Here is a 16,705-nt window from a genome sequence, read left to right on the forward strand (position 1 = left end):
CTGCCATGAGGCTCAATCACAGCATGTGACTGGTCATTGGTTGATTTTTATTTGTCGCATTATCTGTTTGATTTAGGAGACTGCCATGAATAGTGATATCGCCGAAGGTAAGTGGAAGCAACTCAAAGGTAAGGTCCGCGAAGGTTGGGGAGAGCTTACAGATGAAGATGTCGACGAAATTGCGGGTCGCAAGGAGCACTTTGTCGGGAAGGTTCAAGAGCGTTATGGCATGAAGAAAGAAGATGCTGAAAAAGAATGGGATAAACTGTCCGATTCGTGAAGCTTTTTTAATATATATTCCATGTTACCGATGCTTGCGCTTTGCAGGCATCGGTTTTTTGTGTCTGAGCTCCAGTAACAAGAGCAGCACGCATGATATACGGGGGTTTAGAGCATTCTCTCGAGAATACTTGGGATGGCTACTCGATAGCCGAGGCGCTGTCGGGAATGGTCATTCCGTTTCACGACGCACCTTGCGTAGCTCAGTATTACTGACATTCTTGGAGACTGCCCCTTGGAGAAGTACTGGCGTGTCAAGCCATTGATATTATCCGTGGTCCCTCGCCAGGTGGGGCTATAGAGGGCATAGCAATACATTTACTGTCAAAGCCCTTTGCGACATCTTCGTGATTGGCGACCTCCGAGTCGTATCCAGGGTCATCGTCTGGGGGTACCGCGAAGAGGCACCAGCAACCGATGCATCGGCTGTTGCGTCAGTTCTACTGTGGTCCTGAGCCGTCGTGCTGCCAGAGATAGTCGCCAGGGTCGTGTTATCGAAAGGCGGCTATTGAATCCCTGGTGGCACACGTCAAAGCCAACGTGATATGGCTGTATTCTTCATCATGCGCCTGCTGCATGCTTGCGTGATCCGCGGTATGGTCGGCCAATGATTATCCAATGTGGGGTGGAATGCCTTGATGAGATGTTGAGCATTGAGCCCCGTTAGGGAGTGAGCATGAAGAAGTCCGAGGACATATCCTCATCCAAGCGTGTCACCATCACTGAAGTTGCCAAGGAGGCCAACGTCTCGATTGCGGCGGTCTCTCGGGCAATGAATCCTGAAGGCAGCAGCTCCCCCGAGATGCGTAGCCGGATCCTGGCGGTAGCCGAGCGAATGGGGTACAAGCCGAATCGTCTGGCACGAGGCATCAAGTCGCAATCCAGCCTGATCGGGATTCTCGTGACCAATTTCGAGAACCCTGTCTACCTGGCGATTCTCAGCGAATTTTCTGCTGCGATTCAGCGGCATAACTGCCACACCTTGTTGATCAACGTGAATACCGAGAAAAGCATCTCGGAGGCTGTCTCGTTGGTGATGGAATATCATGTCGATGCCTTGATCGTCACTTCTGCATCGGTGCCGCCGGAGTTGGTCGAGGCCTGTGCGAAGCAGAATACGCCTGTGGCCATATTCGGGCGTGATGGAGAAGATTCCGGCGCCTGTGTGGTGACCTGTGACGATGTCGAGATGGGGCGCATGGCAGCAGATCATCTCATTGATCTCGGTTATCGTCGGCTGGCCTATGTGGGGGCGTCGACCAAGGAGCAGGCCACGCTGGATAGAAAGCGTGGCTTCATCGAGCGGCTGGAGCAGCGCGGGCTGACCTTGCATGGCGTGGGGGAAGGGCATCGCCACAGCTACGATGCGGGTTATGAAGCTACCTGTGAGTTGTTCGCAGAGGCGGAGGTCATTCCTGATAGCATCTTCTACTTTGACGATATCATGGCATGTGGCGGCATGGACGCCATACGTCATGAGTTCTCGCACCGCATACCACAGGATATCGGTATCGTCGGGGTGGATGACATTCGCTTTGCCTCAAGCAAATCCTATGATCTGACGACGATCTGCCAGCCATTCACGGAAATGGTCAACAAGACGGTGTCGTTGTTGTTCGCGCGCATCAAGCAAGGTGGCATGGCGCCCAGTCGGGTCATCATGCCGTGTCAGATCACGCAACGCGGTTCGACTCGTCACGTCAACTGACACGCGCACTGCAGAACGCTTGATAGTTTTCTCGTGAAATCTTCTCTGGTGGCGGAGCAGCACTCTCTTGGTAGTCCGCCTGGAATACTGGCGATTCGTTGGCACATCGGTGGATTTTCGTTCTTTCTCGTCCCTTGGTCTAAATGGCTTTGAAAACATTTTCAAAGCCGGTTTGGCTGCGCTAGGCTGCTTGATATGCAGCGTACCAAAGCCAAGGAAAAGCCCCTGTGGTACGCGATAGAACAATAACGCCATCCACGCCTGAAGCCGAGACGCCCAATGACTCAGCAGACACCGCCCTCATTCGATCACCGTTCAAGCTCACAGCAGACAGCGGAACACCAGTCGAGCACTTTGGCCCCCAAAGTGCTGCGCATTGGGATGATCGGGGGAGGCGTTCAGTCTTTCATCGGTCAGGTCCATCGTGCGGCGGCGCAGATGGATGGACGGTATCGTGTCGTCGCCGGTGCGCTGTCATCGAATCCCGAGCGTGCTCGCCAGCAGGCGGAGCAACTCAACATCGCACGTGGTTATGGCGATGGTGAATCACTGCTACGCGAGGAAGCTGCCCGCGAAGATGGTGCTGAGGTGATCGCCATTCTCACGCCCAACGATAGTCACTTCGTCCTGGCCAAGCTGGCTCTGGAGCTGGGCTTTCATGTCGTCTGTGAAAAGCCGCTGGTCAATGATCCGGCTCAGGCTCGCGAGCTTGAAGCGATTGCCGAGCGGGCAGGGCTGCGCTTCTGCATGGCCTATGGCTATACCGGTTATCCCATGGTGCGTCAGGCACGCGCCATGATCGAGAATGGCGAGCTCGGTGAAATCCGTCAGCTGCAGTGTGACTACGTTCAGGGGCACCTGGCCAGCCTGACGGATGCGGAAAAGGCAGGCCACGACTGGCATATGGACCCCGCCATCGCGGGGGAGTCGATGATTCTCAATGATATCGCGACCCACGCCTTTCATATGCTCGAGTATGTTTCCGGGCTTGAGACCAGTGAATTGAGTGCCGATGTCACGGCCAGCGTGGCCGGACGCGAAGCGCACGATAATGCCAACGTAATGTTGCGCTATGGCAATGGTGCCCGCGGCCTGATGTGGATTACTCAGGCGGCTGCCGGCGCCGAGCATGGCCTGAGCTTCCGAATCTTCGGCAGTCTCGGGGGGCTCGAATGGCATCAGGAAACCCCCAATCAGCTCCTGTTCCGCCGTCTTGATGGCGCTCCTGTGCTGCTCTCCAAAGGGGCAGCGGGACTTCATGAAGCCTCCACGCGCATCTCTCGTGTGGCCTTTGGACACCCCGAAGGTTATCGCGAAGCCTTTTCTTCCCTGTATAGCGACCTCCATGAGGACATCACTGCCTGCCAGCAGGGGACTGAGCCGCACCCATTGGCCTGCTGGTATCCCGACCTGCGCAGTGGTGTGCGTGGTGTCGAGTTCGCCGCCACCGCGCTCGACTCCAGTCGACGAAATGGCGATTGGGTGTCTCTCCCATCACGGCGGACAGTCAATTGACGCGCTGATTCGGCTGTTCCATTGAGATAGCCAACGCCACTTCATTCAGGAATGACGCAATGACGGGCCGCCCTCGAGGCAGCCGGTGCGGATTCTGCTATGCCATTGTTCGGTCAATTACGTTGTAAGGAGTACGGGATGAACAGGAAAGGGGTCGACGATCTGCGCAGTAATCGCTGGTTCAAGCAGGATGATCTGCGCTCTTTCGGGCATCGCTCTCGCGTCAAGCAGATGGGTTACTGGGGAGAGGAGTTCGTCGGCAAGCCGGTGATCGCCATCATCAATACCTGGAACGACCTCAATACCTGCCATTCTCACTTTCCTGAGCGGGTCAAGGATATCAAGCGTGGTATCACGGCAGCGGGGGGCTTTGCTGTCGAACTGCCTGCCATGTCATTGGGTGAGCAATTGATGAAACCCAGCGCCATGATGTATCGCAACATGCTGGCCATGGAAGTCGAGGAATTGCTGCGCAGCTACCCCGTGGATGGCGCCGTGGTCATGGGCGGGTGTGACAAGACCACGCCGGGCGTGCTCATGGGCGCGATCTCCATGAATCTGCCGACCATCTATGTCCCCGCTGGTGCCATGCTGCGCGGCAATTACCGTGGGCAGGTGTTGGGGAGTGGTACGGATGTCTGGAAGTACTGGGATGAGCGACGTATCGGCAACGTCAGTCAGAGTGACTGGAACGAGATCGAGAATGGGATTGCCCGCTCTCCGGGTACTTGCATGACCATGGGCACGGCGGCAACGCTGATGTCGATCGGTGAATCGCTGGGCATGAGCCTGCCGGGGGCCTCAAGCATCCCCGCGGTGGACGCCAATCACAACCGTATGTGCTACGCCAGCGGCAAGCGAGCGGTGGAAATGGTCTGGGAAGATCTCAAGCCGACCGATGTCATGAGCGAGGCCTCCTTTGATAACGCGATTGCCGTCGACATGGCGATCGGTGGCTCGACCAACGCCATCATCCACATCGTGGTCATGGCACGTCGTCTCGGAATCACGCTGCCGATGGAGCGCTTCAACGAGATATCGCGTCGCGTGCCGCTGGTGCTGAACCTCAAGCCTTCCGGCGAATATCTGATGGAAGACTTCTTCTATGCCGGAGGGCTGCCGGCACTGATGACGAACATCGGCAGTGAGCTGAAGCTCTCCGCTATGACCGTGACCGGCCGCACCCTGGGCGACAACATCGAGGGCGCCAAGGTCTGGCGCCCGGAAGTCATTCTCCCGCTGGACACGCCGGTCAATGCCTCGGGCGGGACTGCCGTACTGACCGGTAGCCTGGCGCCGAAGGGGGCCATCATCAAGCCGACCGCGGCGGACCCTCGTCTGCATGTCCATCAAGGGCCTGCCTATGTGTTCGAGAATATCGCCGACCTCAAGGCGCGTATCGATGATGAAGACCTCCCGGTCACGGCTGACAGCATCATCGTGCTCAAGAATGGCGGACCGGTGGGCGGCCCCGGCATGCCGGAGTGGGGCATGATGCCGATTCCGGCCAAGCTGCTGAAACAGGGCGTGCGCGACATGCTGCGTATCTCCGACTCGCGCATGAGTGGCACCAGCTACGGGAGCTGCATTCTGCATGTGGCGCCGGAAGCCGCCGTCGGCGGCCCGTTGGCCATCGTCAAGACCGGCGACATCATCGCCGTGGATGTCCCCAATCGGCGGCTGGACCTGATGGTCGATGAGGAGGAGATCCAACGTCGATTGGCAGATTGGCAGCCGCCTAAGGACCGGCACCCTCATGGCTATGCCTCTCTCTACAAATCGCATGTCACCCAGGCAGATGAAGGCTGTGACTTCGACTTTGCCAATGGTGCCCCTGGCAGTACTCCTGAGCCCGATATCTATTGAGCGCCGCTGCCTGAAGCAGGGAGATAAGGTCGAGGGTATCGGGGGCAGAGAGATAGAAGGTGTAAGCCCGCAGGGGTATCCACGCATGTGCCATAGCCATCGTCGACAGGAGTCCAGGAAATGGCGGAAATCGAACTGTTGATAGAGAGCCGGGCGGAATTGGGTGAATCCCCGGTCTGGGATGCCAGTCGCAACAGCCTGTTATGGGCGGACCTTTATGCCCCGGCGATCGAGCGCTACTGCCTGAGTGATGGCAAGCGAGAGCGTCGCGTGCTGCCAGAGACCTTGGGTGCCTTCGGGCGCTGTGCCGATGGGCGTTTGATCGTTGCCATGCGTTCGGGTATCCATCTGCTCGATTTCGAGTCGGGTGCACTGGAGTTCCTGGCCTGCCCACCCGGTGAGCCGTTGGCTGGCACGCGCTTCAATGACGGCAAGGTCGCACCGAATGGACAGTTCTTGATCGGCACTATGGATGAAGCGAGCCGCTCCCGGCCGTTGGGGCATTTCTACTCGGTCACGCCTGAGCGCGAGACGCATTGTCTGCAGTCAGGCCTCATTGTCGCCAATGGACTGGCCTGGAGTGCTGATGGACGGCGCATGCATTTTGCGGATACGCGGCGCGACACGATCCATGTCGCGGACTACTGCCCGGAAAATGGTGTCATGGGAACGCCGCGAGTGTTTGCCGAGACCCAGCCTGCACTGCACGGTCGCCCCGACGGTGGGGCGATGGATATGGCGGGAGGCTACTGGAGTGCAGGTGTCTTTGGCGGAGTCCTCAATTATTGGGATGCCCAGGGACGTCTGGCGCGCCAGGTCCGCCTGCCATGCCCCGGCCCGACCATGCCGTGCTTTGGCGGGGCCGATATGACAACGCTGTTCGTGACCACCTTGCGCAAGGGCATGAGCCCTGAGGCACTGGCCGCAGCCCCCTTGTCTGGCAGTGTCTTCGCGCTGGAGGTCGAGGTGCCGGGTGTCCCCATCGCCACCTTTGCCTCTCGCTCTCCAGCATCACCCGACGTGCTGAATGGAGAACGCTCACCCTCCCTGGACACGACCCGTGAACCTCACGCGTGACTGACCTTGTGACTGCTCTTGTGCCCCGTCCCTTGTGACCTCCACCGTTGATGAATTCCAGAGGGAGACCCCATGCGCCTCAATCGCCTCAAGCAACGCATTGCCCAAAAAGAGGGCGTCGTGAATGGCTGGCTCTCCATGCCGTGTGCCTTCTCGGCAGAGATCATGGCCCATCAGGGCTGGGACAGCCTGACCATCGACATGCAGCACGGGGTGATCGATTACAGCGATCTGCTGCCGATGCTGACGGCCATCTCCACCACTGACACCGTCCCGCTTGTCCGGGTGCCAAGTCTGGAGCCGGGGTTGATCATGAAGGTGCTGGATGCGGGGGCCTATGGCGTGATCGCGCCTTTGATCAATACGGCCGATGACGTCAGGGCACTGGTGGCCGCCTGTCGTTATCCCCCGCTGGGGATGCGCAGCTTCGGCCCTCACCGCGCCATGCTGTATGGCGGAGCGGATTATGCGAAGCATGCCAATGACGAGATGCTGGTGCTGGGCATGATCGAGACCCGCGAAGGCGTGGCGAACCTGGAAGAGATTCTGGCCGTCGAGGGGCTGGATGGCATCTATATCGGCCCTGCGGATCTGGCGTTGTCACACGGGCACACACCTGGGTTCGATCACGGTGATGGCCCCATGGATATCTTGATCGACGAGATTGTTGCACGGGCTCGGCAGCACGGCAGCGTCATCGGTATTCACAACGGCAGTGCCGCGCATGCGCGACGGATGCTGGCGCGCGGTTGTGATCTGGTCACGGTCGGAGCCGATACGCGTCTGTTGATGACAGGGGCCCAGGCAGTACTGAAGGACATGGAGCGCAGCGCGAATCATTGTGAAGGCTATTGAATGCACCTGGCCGTGGCAGTCGTTCGCCTGAGCCAGCGATACGCTATCAGAGGAGAGGCAAAATGAATCAGTTCGCACGTTATCCCAGCCTGGAAGGCCGGCATGTCTTCATCAGTGGCGGCGCCAGCGGCATCGGCGCGACCTTGGTAGAGCATTTCTGTGAGCAGCAGGCGCGAGTGAGTTTCGTCGATATCGATGATGCCTCTGGCGAGGCCCTGGCGGCGCGTTTGACCGATCAGGGAGGAGAGGTTCATTACCGACATTGCGATGTGACTGACATCCAGCAGCTGCGCACGGTCATCGAGGCAGCGGCCGATGAGTGGGGGCCGATAGGGGCCCTGGTCAACAATGCCGCGCGTGATACCCGGGTGCCGCTCACGGAGCTGGATGTCGAGACTTGGGATGATCTTCAGGCCACCAATCTTCGCCATGTGGTGTTTGCCTGTCAGGCAGTCTTTGCCGGGATGCAGGCGGCGGGCGGCGGGTCGATCATCAATTTCAGCTCGCCCAGCTTCCTGCGTCGCTCGCGGGACATCTCGGCCTATTCAAGCGCGAAGGCGGCCACCATCGGTCTGACGCGCACCTTGTCGCGTGACATGGGGGATGCGGGGATTCGCGTCAATACCGTGCTGCCGGGGTGGATCATTACCGAGCGTCAGAAGGCGCTGTGGTGGAATCCCGAGCTGGAGAAGCAGGTATTGGAAAATCAGAGCCTGCACCAGCGGGTACAGCCCGAGGATGTGGCTCGGATGGTGTTGTTCCTGGCAGCGGATGACAGTCGCATGATGACGGCCCAGACCTATATCGTGGATGGTGGCCTCGTCTAGCCATGCTGAAGTGGTCATGGCGTTTTCGCAGAGCGTTTTGGGAGGCTGCGTTTTGCATGCATCACTCCCCATGAAGCGCTTTTCGTGCCAGCGCCACTGGCAACGAGATGGCGTCTATCGCCGGAGTGGCATCGAGTGCTCCTTGGGATGATCAATAGGATGAGGGTGATCGAAGCGACAGTTTTATAGGCTGCTTCAATCATGCCAAGACATCCTTATTGAACTTTGATCCAAGGAAAGCACTTTTTTTGAAAATGAAGGTGAAAACGTTTTCAAGCGCTGCTAGTGTCTTTTCAAACGGCGAAGAATTCAGCGCTGACCATCATTTTCCTACGTCATCATCACTGAGCTTCAGGTGCGGATTTTTCGACCTGAATGCACACAATAAAACAACGCCATATGCTCGTCGGGAGAGAGGAATGAAAACGATAAAATTGACCGTCTCCGAAGCCATCGCCAGATACCTAGCGGCGCAGAAGATTGAACTCGATGGCAGTGTCGAGACCTTGTTCGGTTGCGGGTTCGCCATCTTTGGCCACGGTAACGTGACCTGTCTGGGGCAGCAGCTGCACAACATCCAGGACACGATCCCGATCTGGCGCGGCCAGAATGAGCAGTCCATGGCGGTTGCCGCCGTTGCCTACGCCAAGGCCAACAAGCGCCAGCGCATCGGGATCGCCAGCACCTCCATCGGGCCGGGTGCCACCAACATGATCACGGCTGCGGGTATTGCGCACACTAACCGCCTTCCGTTGCTGATGTTCGCCGGCGATGCCCATGTCTCACGCCTGCCAGACCCGGTGCTGCAGCAGGTCGAGCATGCCCATCAACCAGGCCTGAGCGTCAATGATGCCTTCAAGCCCGTCACTCGCTATTGGGATCGCATCACTCATCCCGCACAGATCATGCAGTCCTTGCCGACAGCGATCGCGACGCTGACGGATCCCGCCAATTGCGGGCCGGTCATGATTTCATTGCCACAGGATATTCAGGGCGTTGCCTATGACTATCCAGAGGCACTCTTCGAAGAATGCATCCATCATATTCGTCGCCCGGAAGCCGATACGCGTGCTGTACAGGATGCCATTTCCCTGCTGGAAAAGGCGGAGAAGCCGCTGATCATCGCTGGCGGTGGCGTTCATTATTCCGAAGCCAATCAGTTGCTGGCCGACTTTGCACAACGTCGTAATATTCCGGTGGTCGAGACGATCGCGGGCCGTTCTTCGCTGCTGCAATCCCACCCCTGCAATATCGGCCCGATTGGTGTGACTGGCTCGAATTCCGCCAATGCCATGGCGGCACAATGTGATGTGCTGGTGGCCATTGGCACACGCCTGCAGGACTTCACCACCGGATCCTGGTCGGTGTTTCGTAATCCAGCGCTGAAGATCGTGTCAGTCAACGTGGCGCATATGGATGCCATCAAGCATCGCGCCATGGCGGTCATCGGCGATGCTCGCCACACGCTGGAGCGTCTTGATTCCGGGTTGGGTGAATGGCAAGCCGATCAGCGCTGGCTGGAAAAGGGCCAGGCTGAGGTCGCCGAGTGGAAATCCCTGTGCGCCAACCGTGGCGAGATCACGCCCGGCGAGATGGCGTCCTACGCCCAGGTCATTGCCAGCGTCAATGCGGTGCAGGAACCCGGCGATACCGTGCTGACTGCCGCCGGTGGCTTGCCGGCAGAGCTCAACATGAACTGGCAGAGCAAGCAGCTCGGCAAGTTCGATATCGAGTTCGGCTTCTCCTGCATGGGATATGAAGTGGCGGGTGGCTGGGGCGCCAAGATCGCCAATCCCGACAACGAGGTCGTGGTCCTGGTCGGCGATGGCTCCTACATGATGATGAATTCCGACATCTACAGCTCGGTGCTGACGGGCCACAAGATGATCGTGCTGGTGTGTGACAACGCCGGGTTTGCGGTCATCAACAAGCTGCAGAGCAACAGTGGCAATCCGTCCTTCAACAACATGCTGGCCGATTGTCGCAGCCAGGCCGATGAGCTGGTACGCGTCGACTTCCTCAAGCATGCCCAGTCGCAAGGTGCCTATGGTGAGCACCTGAGTGACATCAGTGATTTCCGGGCCGCCTACCAGCGCGCCAAGGAGAGCCCGCGGACCTACGTCATCGTGGTGGATATCGATTCCAGCAAGTGGTCTTCCTGTGACTGCTGGTGGGATGTGGGGCTACCCGAAGTCGTCCGCGAGGACGTTGATGAAGCGCAGGTCACCGCCATGAATGCCGGCCGTGTCCATCAGCGTCGCGGGCTCTGATTCTGTGTGAGGCCTGGCGCACACCGCAACGGGCCTCATGAACACGCTTGGAATGACAACGCCAATTACCAGCACCCATGCATTTGCAGGAGAACCCTGATGTTCAATGAAGAACACAATATCGCACCGCTGCGCTGGGCCATGGTCGGTGGTGGCCGTGGCAGTGAAATCGGCCACGCCCATCGTGCTGCTGCCCATCGTGACAACTTGTTCCAGCTGGTCGCCGGTGCCTTCGATCTCGACGCTGAACGCGGGCGTGAATTCGGCACCAACCTGGGACTCGATCCAGAGCGTTGCTACCCGGATTACGCCAGCCTGTTCGAGGCCGAAGCTGCTCGCGAGGACGGCATTCAGGCGGTCAGCATCGCCACGCCCAACAGCACCCACCATGCCATCAGCCTGGCAGCGCTCAAGGCCGGTCTGCATGTGATCTGCGAAAAGCCGGTGACCTTCACGGTTGCCGAGGCCGAGGAGCTCAAGGCCGAAGCACAGGCGCGCGGTCTGGTCTTCGGTGTCATGTATGGCTATAGCGGCTATCAGATGCTGCACCAGGCACGTGCCATGGTGCAGTCGGGTGAGCTGGGGCAGATCCGCATGGTCAACATGCAATTCGCTCATGGCTTCCATAGCCAGCCGGTGGAGCAGGTCAGCAGCGGCGCCAAGTGGCGTACCAGTCCTGCCGTTTCCGGGCCGACTTATGTGCTGGGGGATCTCGGGACGCACATCTTCTATGCCGGCCAGTTCATCACCGGACTCAAGGTCGAACGCCTGATGTGCCACCGCCAGAGTTTCGTGGCCTCGCGTGCGCCGCTGGAAGACAACGCCCAGGTGTTGCTCCAGTACCAGAACGGCGCGGTGGGGTCGCTGTGGGCCAGCGCCGTGAACGCGGGTTCCATGCACCAACAGAAGATTCGCGTGGTGGGAGAGAAGGCCAGTATCGAGTGGTGGGATGAGTATCCCAACCAGTTGCGCCTGGAAGTGCAGGGCGAGCCGGCCCGCATTCTCGAGCGTGGCATGGGCTATCTCGCCGAAGGCGACAGCGCCGTGAATAGCAATCGCATCGGTGGCGGGCATGCCGAAGGCTTCTTCGAATCCTGGGCCAATGTCTATCACCGCTATGCACTCGCCATGCAGGGCGCCGAAGCGCGCCGTGATGGCAGAAGTACTCAGCATCTCGGTCTGTCAGAGCAGGAGTTGGAGTCGCTCTGGTTCCCCAATATCGACGCCGGTATCGAAGGTGTGCGGTTGCTGGAGTGCTGTGTGGAATCGTCTGACAACGAGAATCGCTGGGTCGCGTTCTGACCTGACTGCCGGCATCTGGAGCGCCTCACTCTGACGCTATCACCGCCATGGATTGGTAGTTTCTGTGAGGTCGCTTCGCCATTGCGCCACTGACGATGGTTATTTCAAAAGACAACGACAACACCAAAGAGAAGGACATCCTCATGCAAATCAAGCTTTCCAACGCACCGTGTTCCTGGGGTATCGAGTTTGCCGACAATCCCGCCAACCCCAGCTGGCAGACCGTACTGGATGAGATCGCCGGTGCCGGCTTCAAGGCGACGGAGCTGGGTCCGCTCAACTATCTGCCGACCGAGCAGGCAGCACTGGCGTCCGCGTTGGACAGCCGAGGGCTCGAGCTGATCGCCGGTACCATCTTCAAGCATCTACATGACGCGTCACGTCGTCAGGAAATCCTGGATTACACCCGCGCGACCTGTGAAGTGCTCAAGCCGCAGCAGGGCAACTATATGGTCATCATCGATCACGTCAGCTCGCCGCGCACCGATGAGGCTGGCCAGCAGGAAACCGCGACACGTCTCAATGATGAGCAATGGAACGAGATGATGGTCACTATCCGCCAAGTGGCTGAAATCTGTCAGGAATATGACGTGATGCCGGTGCTTCACCCGCATGCCGGCACCTATATCGAGTATCGTGATGAAGTCGATCGCGCCATGAAAGAGCTGGACTCTGACCTGATCAAGCTGTGCATCGATACCGGCCATTGCACCTATGCCGGGATCGACCCCGCCGAGCTGATTCGCACCTATGGCAAGCGCGTCGCCTATATCCACTTCAAGGATATTCAGGCGCCGGTGCTGGAAAACGTGGTGAAGGATGGCATCGACTTCTATACCGCCATCGGCCAGGGCGTGTTCTGCCCGCTGGGCCAGGGCTGTGTCGACTTTGATGCGGTTCGCGAGAGTCTGGAATCCATCGGCTATCAAGGCTGGATCACCGTCGAGCAGGACGTGGACCCGACCAAGGACAACAGCGCGCTGGAAAATGCCCGCGAAAGCCGTGAATTCATTGAACGCAGCATTCTTGAAAAGGGCCTGGCGGAAGCCTGATCCGCATGAAGCCCTGTCGTCATCGCGCCAGAAGACGGCAGGGCACGGAAGATACCGCAATGACTTGTCTCGATAGCGTGGTGCGTCAGATGCCACGAGCACTCGAGCCACACCTGCCTCAGCAGTTCTCGTAATACTATAACAATCGATCACGAGAGGTCGTCATGCCCACTTCACACCCCGGTAGCGACACCGCTACCCCCTCAGCATCCACCGATTCCTCCTCACCCGACAATCAAGAAAAGCTGACGCCAGCGCAGCTTGTCTTCCTGATCAAGATCATTCTGGTGGCCGCCTTGGGTGGCCTGCTGTTCGGTTATGACACCGGCGTCATCTCCGGGGCCATCGGGCCCATCGCGCAGTATTTTGATCTGTCCGCCGCCGAGAAGGGCTGGGCAGTCTCATCTGTGGTCATCGGCTGTATTGGTGGCGCACTCATCGCCGGACGGCTGTCCATTGCCTATGGGCGCAAGGCCGTCTTCATGCTGTCAGCGTTGATGTTCACGGCGTCAGCACTGGGATCCGGCCTGGCGAGCACCTTTGATGCCTACATCTGGTGGCGCATTCTCGGCGGGATTGCCGTCGGCATGGCCAGTGTCATGGCACCGATGTATATCTCTGAGATGTCACCCGGTTATATGCGTGGGCGCACCGTCAGTCTGTTCCAGCAATCCGTGGTCTTTGGCCAGATGGTGGTGTTCTTCGTGAACTACTTCATTGCCAAGGGCATGGCGGAAACCTGGATCCTGAATCACGGCTGGCGCTGGATGCTGGGGTCTGAAGCGATCATTTCCATTCTGTTTGCGGTGCTGATTCCTTTCGTGCCGGAATCTCCACGTTGGTTGGTGCTGAAAGGGCGCCTGGACGATGCCCGCCGAGTCTTGGCGCGCTTCTATCATGGCGACGCCATTGAACGCACGCTGGGCGAGATCCAGAAATCCTTCCAGCACAATGAGAGCAAGCGTCACGCGTCGCTGCGTACCAAGGGGATGCTGGGGCTGGTGGCCATCGGGATCTTCATCGCAGCTGCCCAGCAACTGACCGGCATCAATGTGGTGATGTACTACGCCCCGGATGTGTTGTCCGCCGTCACTTCCAGCAATGAAGATGCCCTGTTCCAGACCTCCATCATGGGGGTGACCTTCGTCGCCGGTAACCTGCTGGGCATGCTCTTGATCGACAAGGTCGGCCGTCGTCCGCTGTTGATTGCGGGGAGCCTGGGCAGCATCGTCGGCATGACCTTCCTGGGTGTCGTGATAGGCAATGGCGAACCGGGCATCAGTGCCTTGATCGCCCTGATCGTCTATGTCGTCTCGTTTGCCATCTCCTGGGGCTGTGTCTGCTGGACACTGGTCTCCGAGATATTCCCCAATGCCATTCGCGCACGAGCCATGTCACTGGCCGTGGCGGCGCAGTGGCTGCTGGGCTTCATTGTCACTCAGACCTTCCCGATGATGCGCCAGAGCGACTTCCTCAATGAACTCGTCGGTGGTGGATTCAGCTTCTGGCTCTACGCTGTCCTGACCTTCATCAGCTTGATGATCGTGCTGCGTTACGTGCCGGAAACCAAGGGTAAGACATTGGAGGAGCTCGAGAACATCACCGGCACTCGCTTGAGCAAGCGTCGCCGTCGTCTTGCTCGTCAGGGCTTGCCACTGACCGCGGAGTAAACCAGGAGCGCTCTGGACTGTTCATCAAGTCGTCGTTATCTACTTCCGCTGGCAATCTTCATGTGCTGGCGGGAGCGTGTCTTGTACCAGACACTATCGTTCTGCCCTGATACCGATGGCATGATCAAAGGACACCAAGCCACAGCCAGAGGACACATGGATGAAGCATAACGTCGCACGGTATGGCCTGATATTGAATACAGAGCGGTTCGATGAGTGTGTCGCGTTCTACCAGGGCCTTTTTGAACTGCCGCTTCTGTTCAATAAAGAGGATGGCGGTTTCAGGCTGATCTGCCTGGCCTATGGAGACGGATATTTAATGATCGAGCAGGGCGGAAGAGCGATTGAGGGAGGCAAGAGTCCCGAGCAAGGTAGCGCCAAGCTGCGCTTCAATGTCAGCGACATCGAACAGGCCTTGAGGGATGTCAGGGAATGGGGGATCGATGCCGAAATCGAAGAGACGCCCTGGGGGAGGACAATACATCTGCATGATCCCGATGGTAACCGGGTGGGGATCCGGGATGAGGCCGGATTCGAGTGGCAGGTGTCGAGTTGAGTATCTCCCCAACTTCGGGGTGTTATCTGGGAGAGCGAGGGGGCTCGTTTTCCTGATGCTAAACACCTGCCCCTTGCGAGCCATCGCAAAATGATGGCAGGCAAGGGGCAGGTGTTACGACAAGTCAGTCTTACGATGGCGAGGGTAGAGTATCAACTGCTGGCACTGGCCAGTGCTCGACGACGCTTGCTAAGGCGTGTCCCAGTGATGTTTTCTAGCTCTTCCAGCGTTTTACCTTTTGTTTCAGGGACATAGCGGAGGACTACTAGAAGACTCAGCAGGGTTAGTACTGCGTAGAGCCAGAAGCTGAACCCACTACCGAACAGGCTATTAAGCCAGGCACTTTCTCGCAGCATCGGGAAGGTTTGTGTGACCACGAAGCCCGCAAACCATTGACCGGCAACCGCAAGCGCCATGGCACGTCCACGAATGGCATTAGGGAAGATCTCTGACAGTAGTGTCCAGCACACACAGCCCCATGAAATTGCGAAGGACACCACGTAGACGATGAGTGCAATCAAAGCGCCATAGCCCACGGCATCACGACCGATAATGATGCCCAAGGCGCACATCCCAATCATGCTACCAATACTCCCCGCGATGAGAAGCGGGCGGCGGCCTACTTTGTCGATCAACAACATGCCTAACAGGTTACCACCCACAAAGGTGACACCCATGATTGAGGTTTGAAGCAAGGCGTCCTCGCTACTGGCGGTTACCGAGGACAGCACGTCCGGTGCGTAATACATGACAACGTTAATACCGGTCAATTGTTGAGCACTGGCAATGAACACACCGAGTATCACCAATCCTAAGAGTCCGCGCTCCCGCAAACTGACCAGGTTATCGCGTGAACTGTCGCGATAGGAGGAGACAATACTGTTGAGTGTTTTGTCGAGTTCTGCAGTAGGGGTAAAACGGCTCAGGACACTTTTTGCTTGCTCGTGGCGACCTCTGAGCACCAGCCAGCGCGGCGACTCAGGAATAAATAGCAGCAAGAGACCGAAGAGCAGGGCCGGGAGAGCCTCAGAGCCCAGCATCCAGCGCCAGCCATAATCGACCATCCAGTGTTCGGCCATGCCTTTGGCAATGAAGTAATTCACGAAGAACACTACCATTTGACCGAAGACGATGGACTGTTGGAAAAGACTGACAGTACGGCCTCTCAGATGGCCTGGCGACATCTCGGAGATATACATCGGTGCTACCACGCTAGCTAGGCCTACTGCCATTCCGCCCAAGATGCGCCATAGCGTGTAATAGGTGAAATCTGTTGCTGTAGCGGAGCCGATGGCTGAGAGGAGAAAAAGTATGGCAGCTATCAGGAAGGCCATACGGCGGCCAAAGCGGATAGAGACCCAACCGGCACAGATGGCACCTCCAATACAGCCGATGACCACGGAAGATACGGCCCAGCCCTTTTCTGCGGGCGTCAGTTGGAAGTATTCAGCGATGGGGCCAATGGCCCCAGAAATGACGCCGGTGTCATAGCCGAACAGCAGGCCTCCCAAGGTGGCAATCAGCGTGATACGAATCAAATAGCTGAGTTGCTGACGTGACAGGGAAGTAATGGCCCCGTCGGGCGAGCGTTTATCGGTCATACGGAATCTCCAGCGTTTGGACGTGGCTACGTCCCGCGCAGATGGCTTCGAGCAGTCTAGTGGGTTGGCGTGACTCGCTGCTCGAGATGTTGTTATGCCCATAGAGCTGAAGTTAGGCGGCTCTGTG

At 58.1% G+C, this 16,705-nt stretch carries 13 protein-coding genes; 12 read left to right on the forward strand and 1 reads right to left on the reverse strand.

Annotated features, from left to right (window positions below; genetic code table 11):
- The first annotated feature begins 85 nt into the window (after positions 1–85).
- The 12 genes from AOG28_RS07025 (at position 86) to AOG28_RS07080 (ending at position 14,977) form a co-directional block, all read left to right on the forward strand.
- The gene (locus AOG28_RS07025) at positions 86–280 is read left to right on the forward strand and encodes a CsbD family protein (protein ID WP_054555838.1); all 195 of its coding nucleotides are present in this window, start codon (positions 86–88) and stop codon (positions 278–280) included.
- A 675-nt stretch (positions 281–955) separates the two neighbouring features.
- Positions 956–1,987 carry a LacI family DNA-binding transcriptional regulator gene (locus tag AOG28_RS07030; protein ID WP_054555839.1) on the forward strand — a complete coding sequence of 344 codons (1,032 nt, stop codon included), beginning with the start codon at positions 956–958 and terminating at the stop codon, positions 1,985–1,987.
- Between the two features lie 381 nt (positions 1,988–2,368).
- Positions 2,369–3,502: a Gfo/Idh/MocA family protein gene (locus tag AOG28_RS07035; protein ID WP_054555840.1), complete on the forward strand. Its 1,134-nt coding sequence runs from the start codon at positions 2,369–2,371 to the stop codon at positions 3,500–3,502.
- 138 nt (positions 3,503–3,640) lie between these two features.
- Entirely contained in the window at positions 3,641–5,368 is a 1,728-nt protein-coding gene (gene araD, locus AOG28_RS07040; RefSeq protein WP_054555841.1) for an L-arabinonate dehydratase, read from the forward strand.
- 120 nt (positions 5,369–5,488) lie between these two features.
- A complete protein-coding gene (locus AOG28_RS07045; RefSeq protein WP_054555842.1) occupies positions 5,489–6,445 on the forward strand; it encodes an SMP-30/gluconolactonase/LRE family protein in 957 nt (318 codons plus the stop codon).
- Positions 6,446–6,517: 72 nt separating this feature from the next.
- Positions 6,518–7,300, forward strand: a complete 783-nt coding sequence (locus AOG28_RS07050) for an HpcH/HpaI aldolase family protein (RefSeq protein ID WP_054555843.1) — start codon at positions 6,518–6,520, stop codon at positions 7,298–7,300.
- A gap of 62 nt (positions 7,301–7,362) precedes the next feature.
- Entirely contained in the window at positions 7,363–8,127 is a 765-nt protein-coding gene (locus tag AOG28_RS07055) for an SDR family NAD(P)-dependent oxidoreductase (protein WP_054555844.1), read from the forward strand.
- Between the two features lie 419 nt (positions 8,128–8,546).
- On the forward strand, positions 8,547–10,397 hold the full coding sequence (gene iolD / locus AOG28_RS07060; RefSeq protein ID WP_054555845.1) for a 3D-(3,5/4)-trihydroxycyclohexane-1,2-dione acylhydrolase (decyclizing): 1,851 nt from the start codon (positions 8,547–8,549) through the stop codon (positions 10,395–10,397).
- Between the two features lie 99 nt (positions 10,398–10,496).
- Complete coding sequence (locus AOG28_RS07065; protein ID WP_054555846.1) at positions 10,497–11,699, forward strand: Gfo/Idh/MocA family protein; 1,203 nt, start codon at positions 10,497–10,499, stop codon at positions 11,697–11,699.
- A gap of 143 nt (positions 11,700–11,842) precedes the next feature.
- Positions 11,843–12,751, forward strand: a complete 909-nt coding sequence (locus AOG28_RS07070) for a TIM barrel protein (protein ID WP_054555847.1) — start codon at positions 11,843–11,845, stop codon at positions 12,749–12,751.
- 164 nt (positions 12,752–12,915) lie between these two features.
- Positions 12,916–14,421, forward strand: coding sequence for a sugar porter family MFS transporter (locus AOG28_RS07075; RefSeq protein ID WP_082388443.1), 1,506 nt, complete (start codon positions 12,916–12,918; stop codon positions 14,419–14,421).
- Positions 14,422–14,581: 160 nt separating this feature from the next.
- Entirely contained in the window at positions 14,582–14,977 is a 396-nt protein-coding gene (locus tag AOG28_RS07080) for a VOC family protein (protein WP_054555848.1), read from the forward strand.
- A 152-nt stretch (positions 14,978–15,129) separates the two neighbouring features.
- On the opposite strand, the gene AOG28_RS07085 is transcribed toward AOG28_RS07080, so the two are convergent.
- Positions 15,130–16,680 carry a sugar porter family MFS transporter gene (locus tag AOG28_RS07085; RefSeq protein WP_082388445.1) on the reverse strand — a complete coding sequence of 517 codons (1,551 nt, stop codon included), beginning with the start codon at positions 16,678–16,680 and terminating at the stop codon, positions 15,130–15,132.
- Positions 16,681–16,705: the final 25 nt, after the last annotated feature.

It is taken from the genome of Cobetia sp. UCD-24C (assembly GCF_001306765.1).
Classification (GTDB): Bacteria; Pseudomonadota; Gammaproteobacteria; order Pseudomonadales; family Halomonadaceae; genus Cobetia; species Cobetia amphilecti.

Bases quoted from the DNA above. Each gene is read 5' to 3' on its own strand.
- araD (WP_054555841.1), top strand. From the start codon at position 3,641: ATGAACAGGAAAGGGGTCGACGATCTGCGCAGTAATCGCTGGTTCAAG.
- AOG28_RS07025 (WP_054555838.1), top strand. From the start codon at position 86: ATGAATAGTGATATCGCCGAAGGTAAGTGGAAGCAACTCAAAGGTAAG.
- iolD (WP_054555845.1), top strand. From the start codon at position 8,547: ATGAAAACGATAAAATTGACCGTCTCCGAAGCCATCGCCAGATACCTA.
- AOG28_RS07030 (WP_054555839.1), top strand. From the start codon at position 956: ATGAAGAAGTCCGAGGACATATCCTCATCCAAGCGTGTCACCATCACT.
- AOG28_RS07065 (WP_054555846.1), top strand. From the start codon at position 10,497: ATGTTCAATGAAGAACACAATATCGCACCGCTGCGCTGGGCCATGGTC.
- AOG28_RS07075 (WP_082388443.1), top strand. From the start codon at position 12,916: ATGCCCACTTCACACCCCGGTAGCGACACCGCTACCCCCTCAGCATCC.
- AOG28_RS07070 (WP_054555847.1), top strand. From the start codon at position 11,843: ATGCAAATCAAGCTTTCCAACGCACCGTGTTCCTGGGGTATCGAGTTT.
- AOG28_RS07055 (WP_054555844.1), top strand. From the start codon at position 7,363: ATGAATCAGTTCGCACGTTATCCCAGCCTGGAAGGCCGGCATGTCTTC.
- AOG28_RS07080 (WP_054555848.1), top strand. From the start codon at position 14,582: ATGAAGCATAACGTCGCACGGTATGGCCTGATATTGAATACAGAGCGG.
- AOG28_RS07035 (WP_054555840.1), top strand. From the start codon at position 2,369: ATGATCGGGGGAGGCGTTCAGTCTTTCATCGGTCAGGTCCATCGTGCG.
- AOG28_RS07085 (WP_082388445.1), bottom strand. From the start codon at position 16,680: ATGGGCATAACAACATCTCGAGCAGCGAGTCACGCCAACCCACTAGAC.
- AOG28_RS07050 (WP_054555843.1), top strand. From the start codon at position 6,518: ATGCGCCTCAATCGCCTCAAGCAACGCATTGCCCAAAAAGAGGGCGTC.
- AOG28_RS07045 (WP_054555842.1), top strand. From the start codon at position 5,489: ATGGCGGAAATCGAACTGTTGATAGAGAGCCGGGCGGAATTGGGTGAA.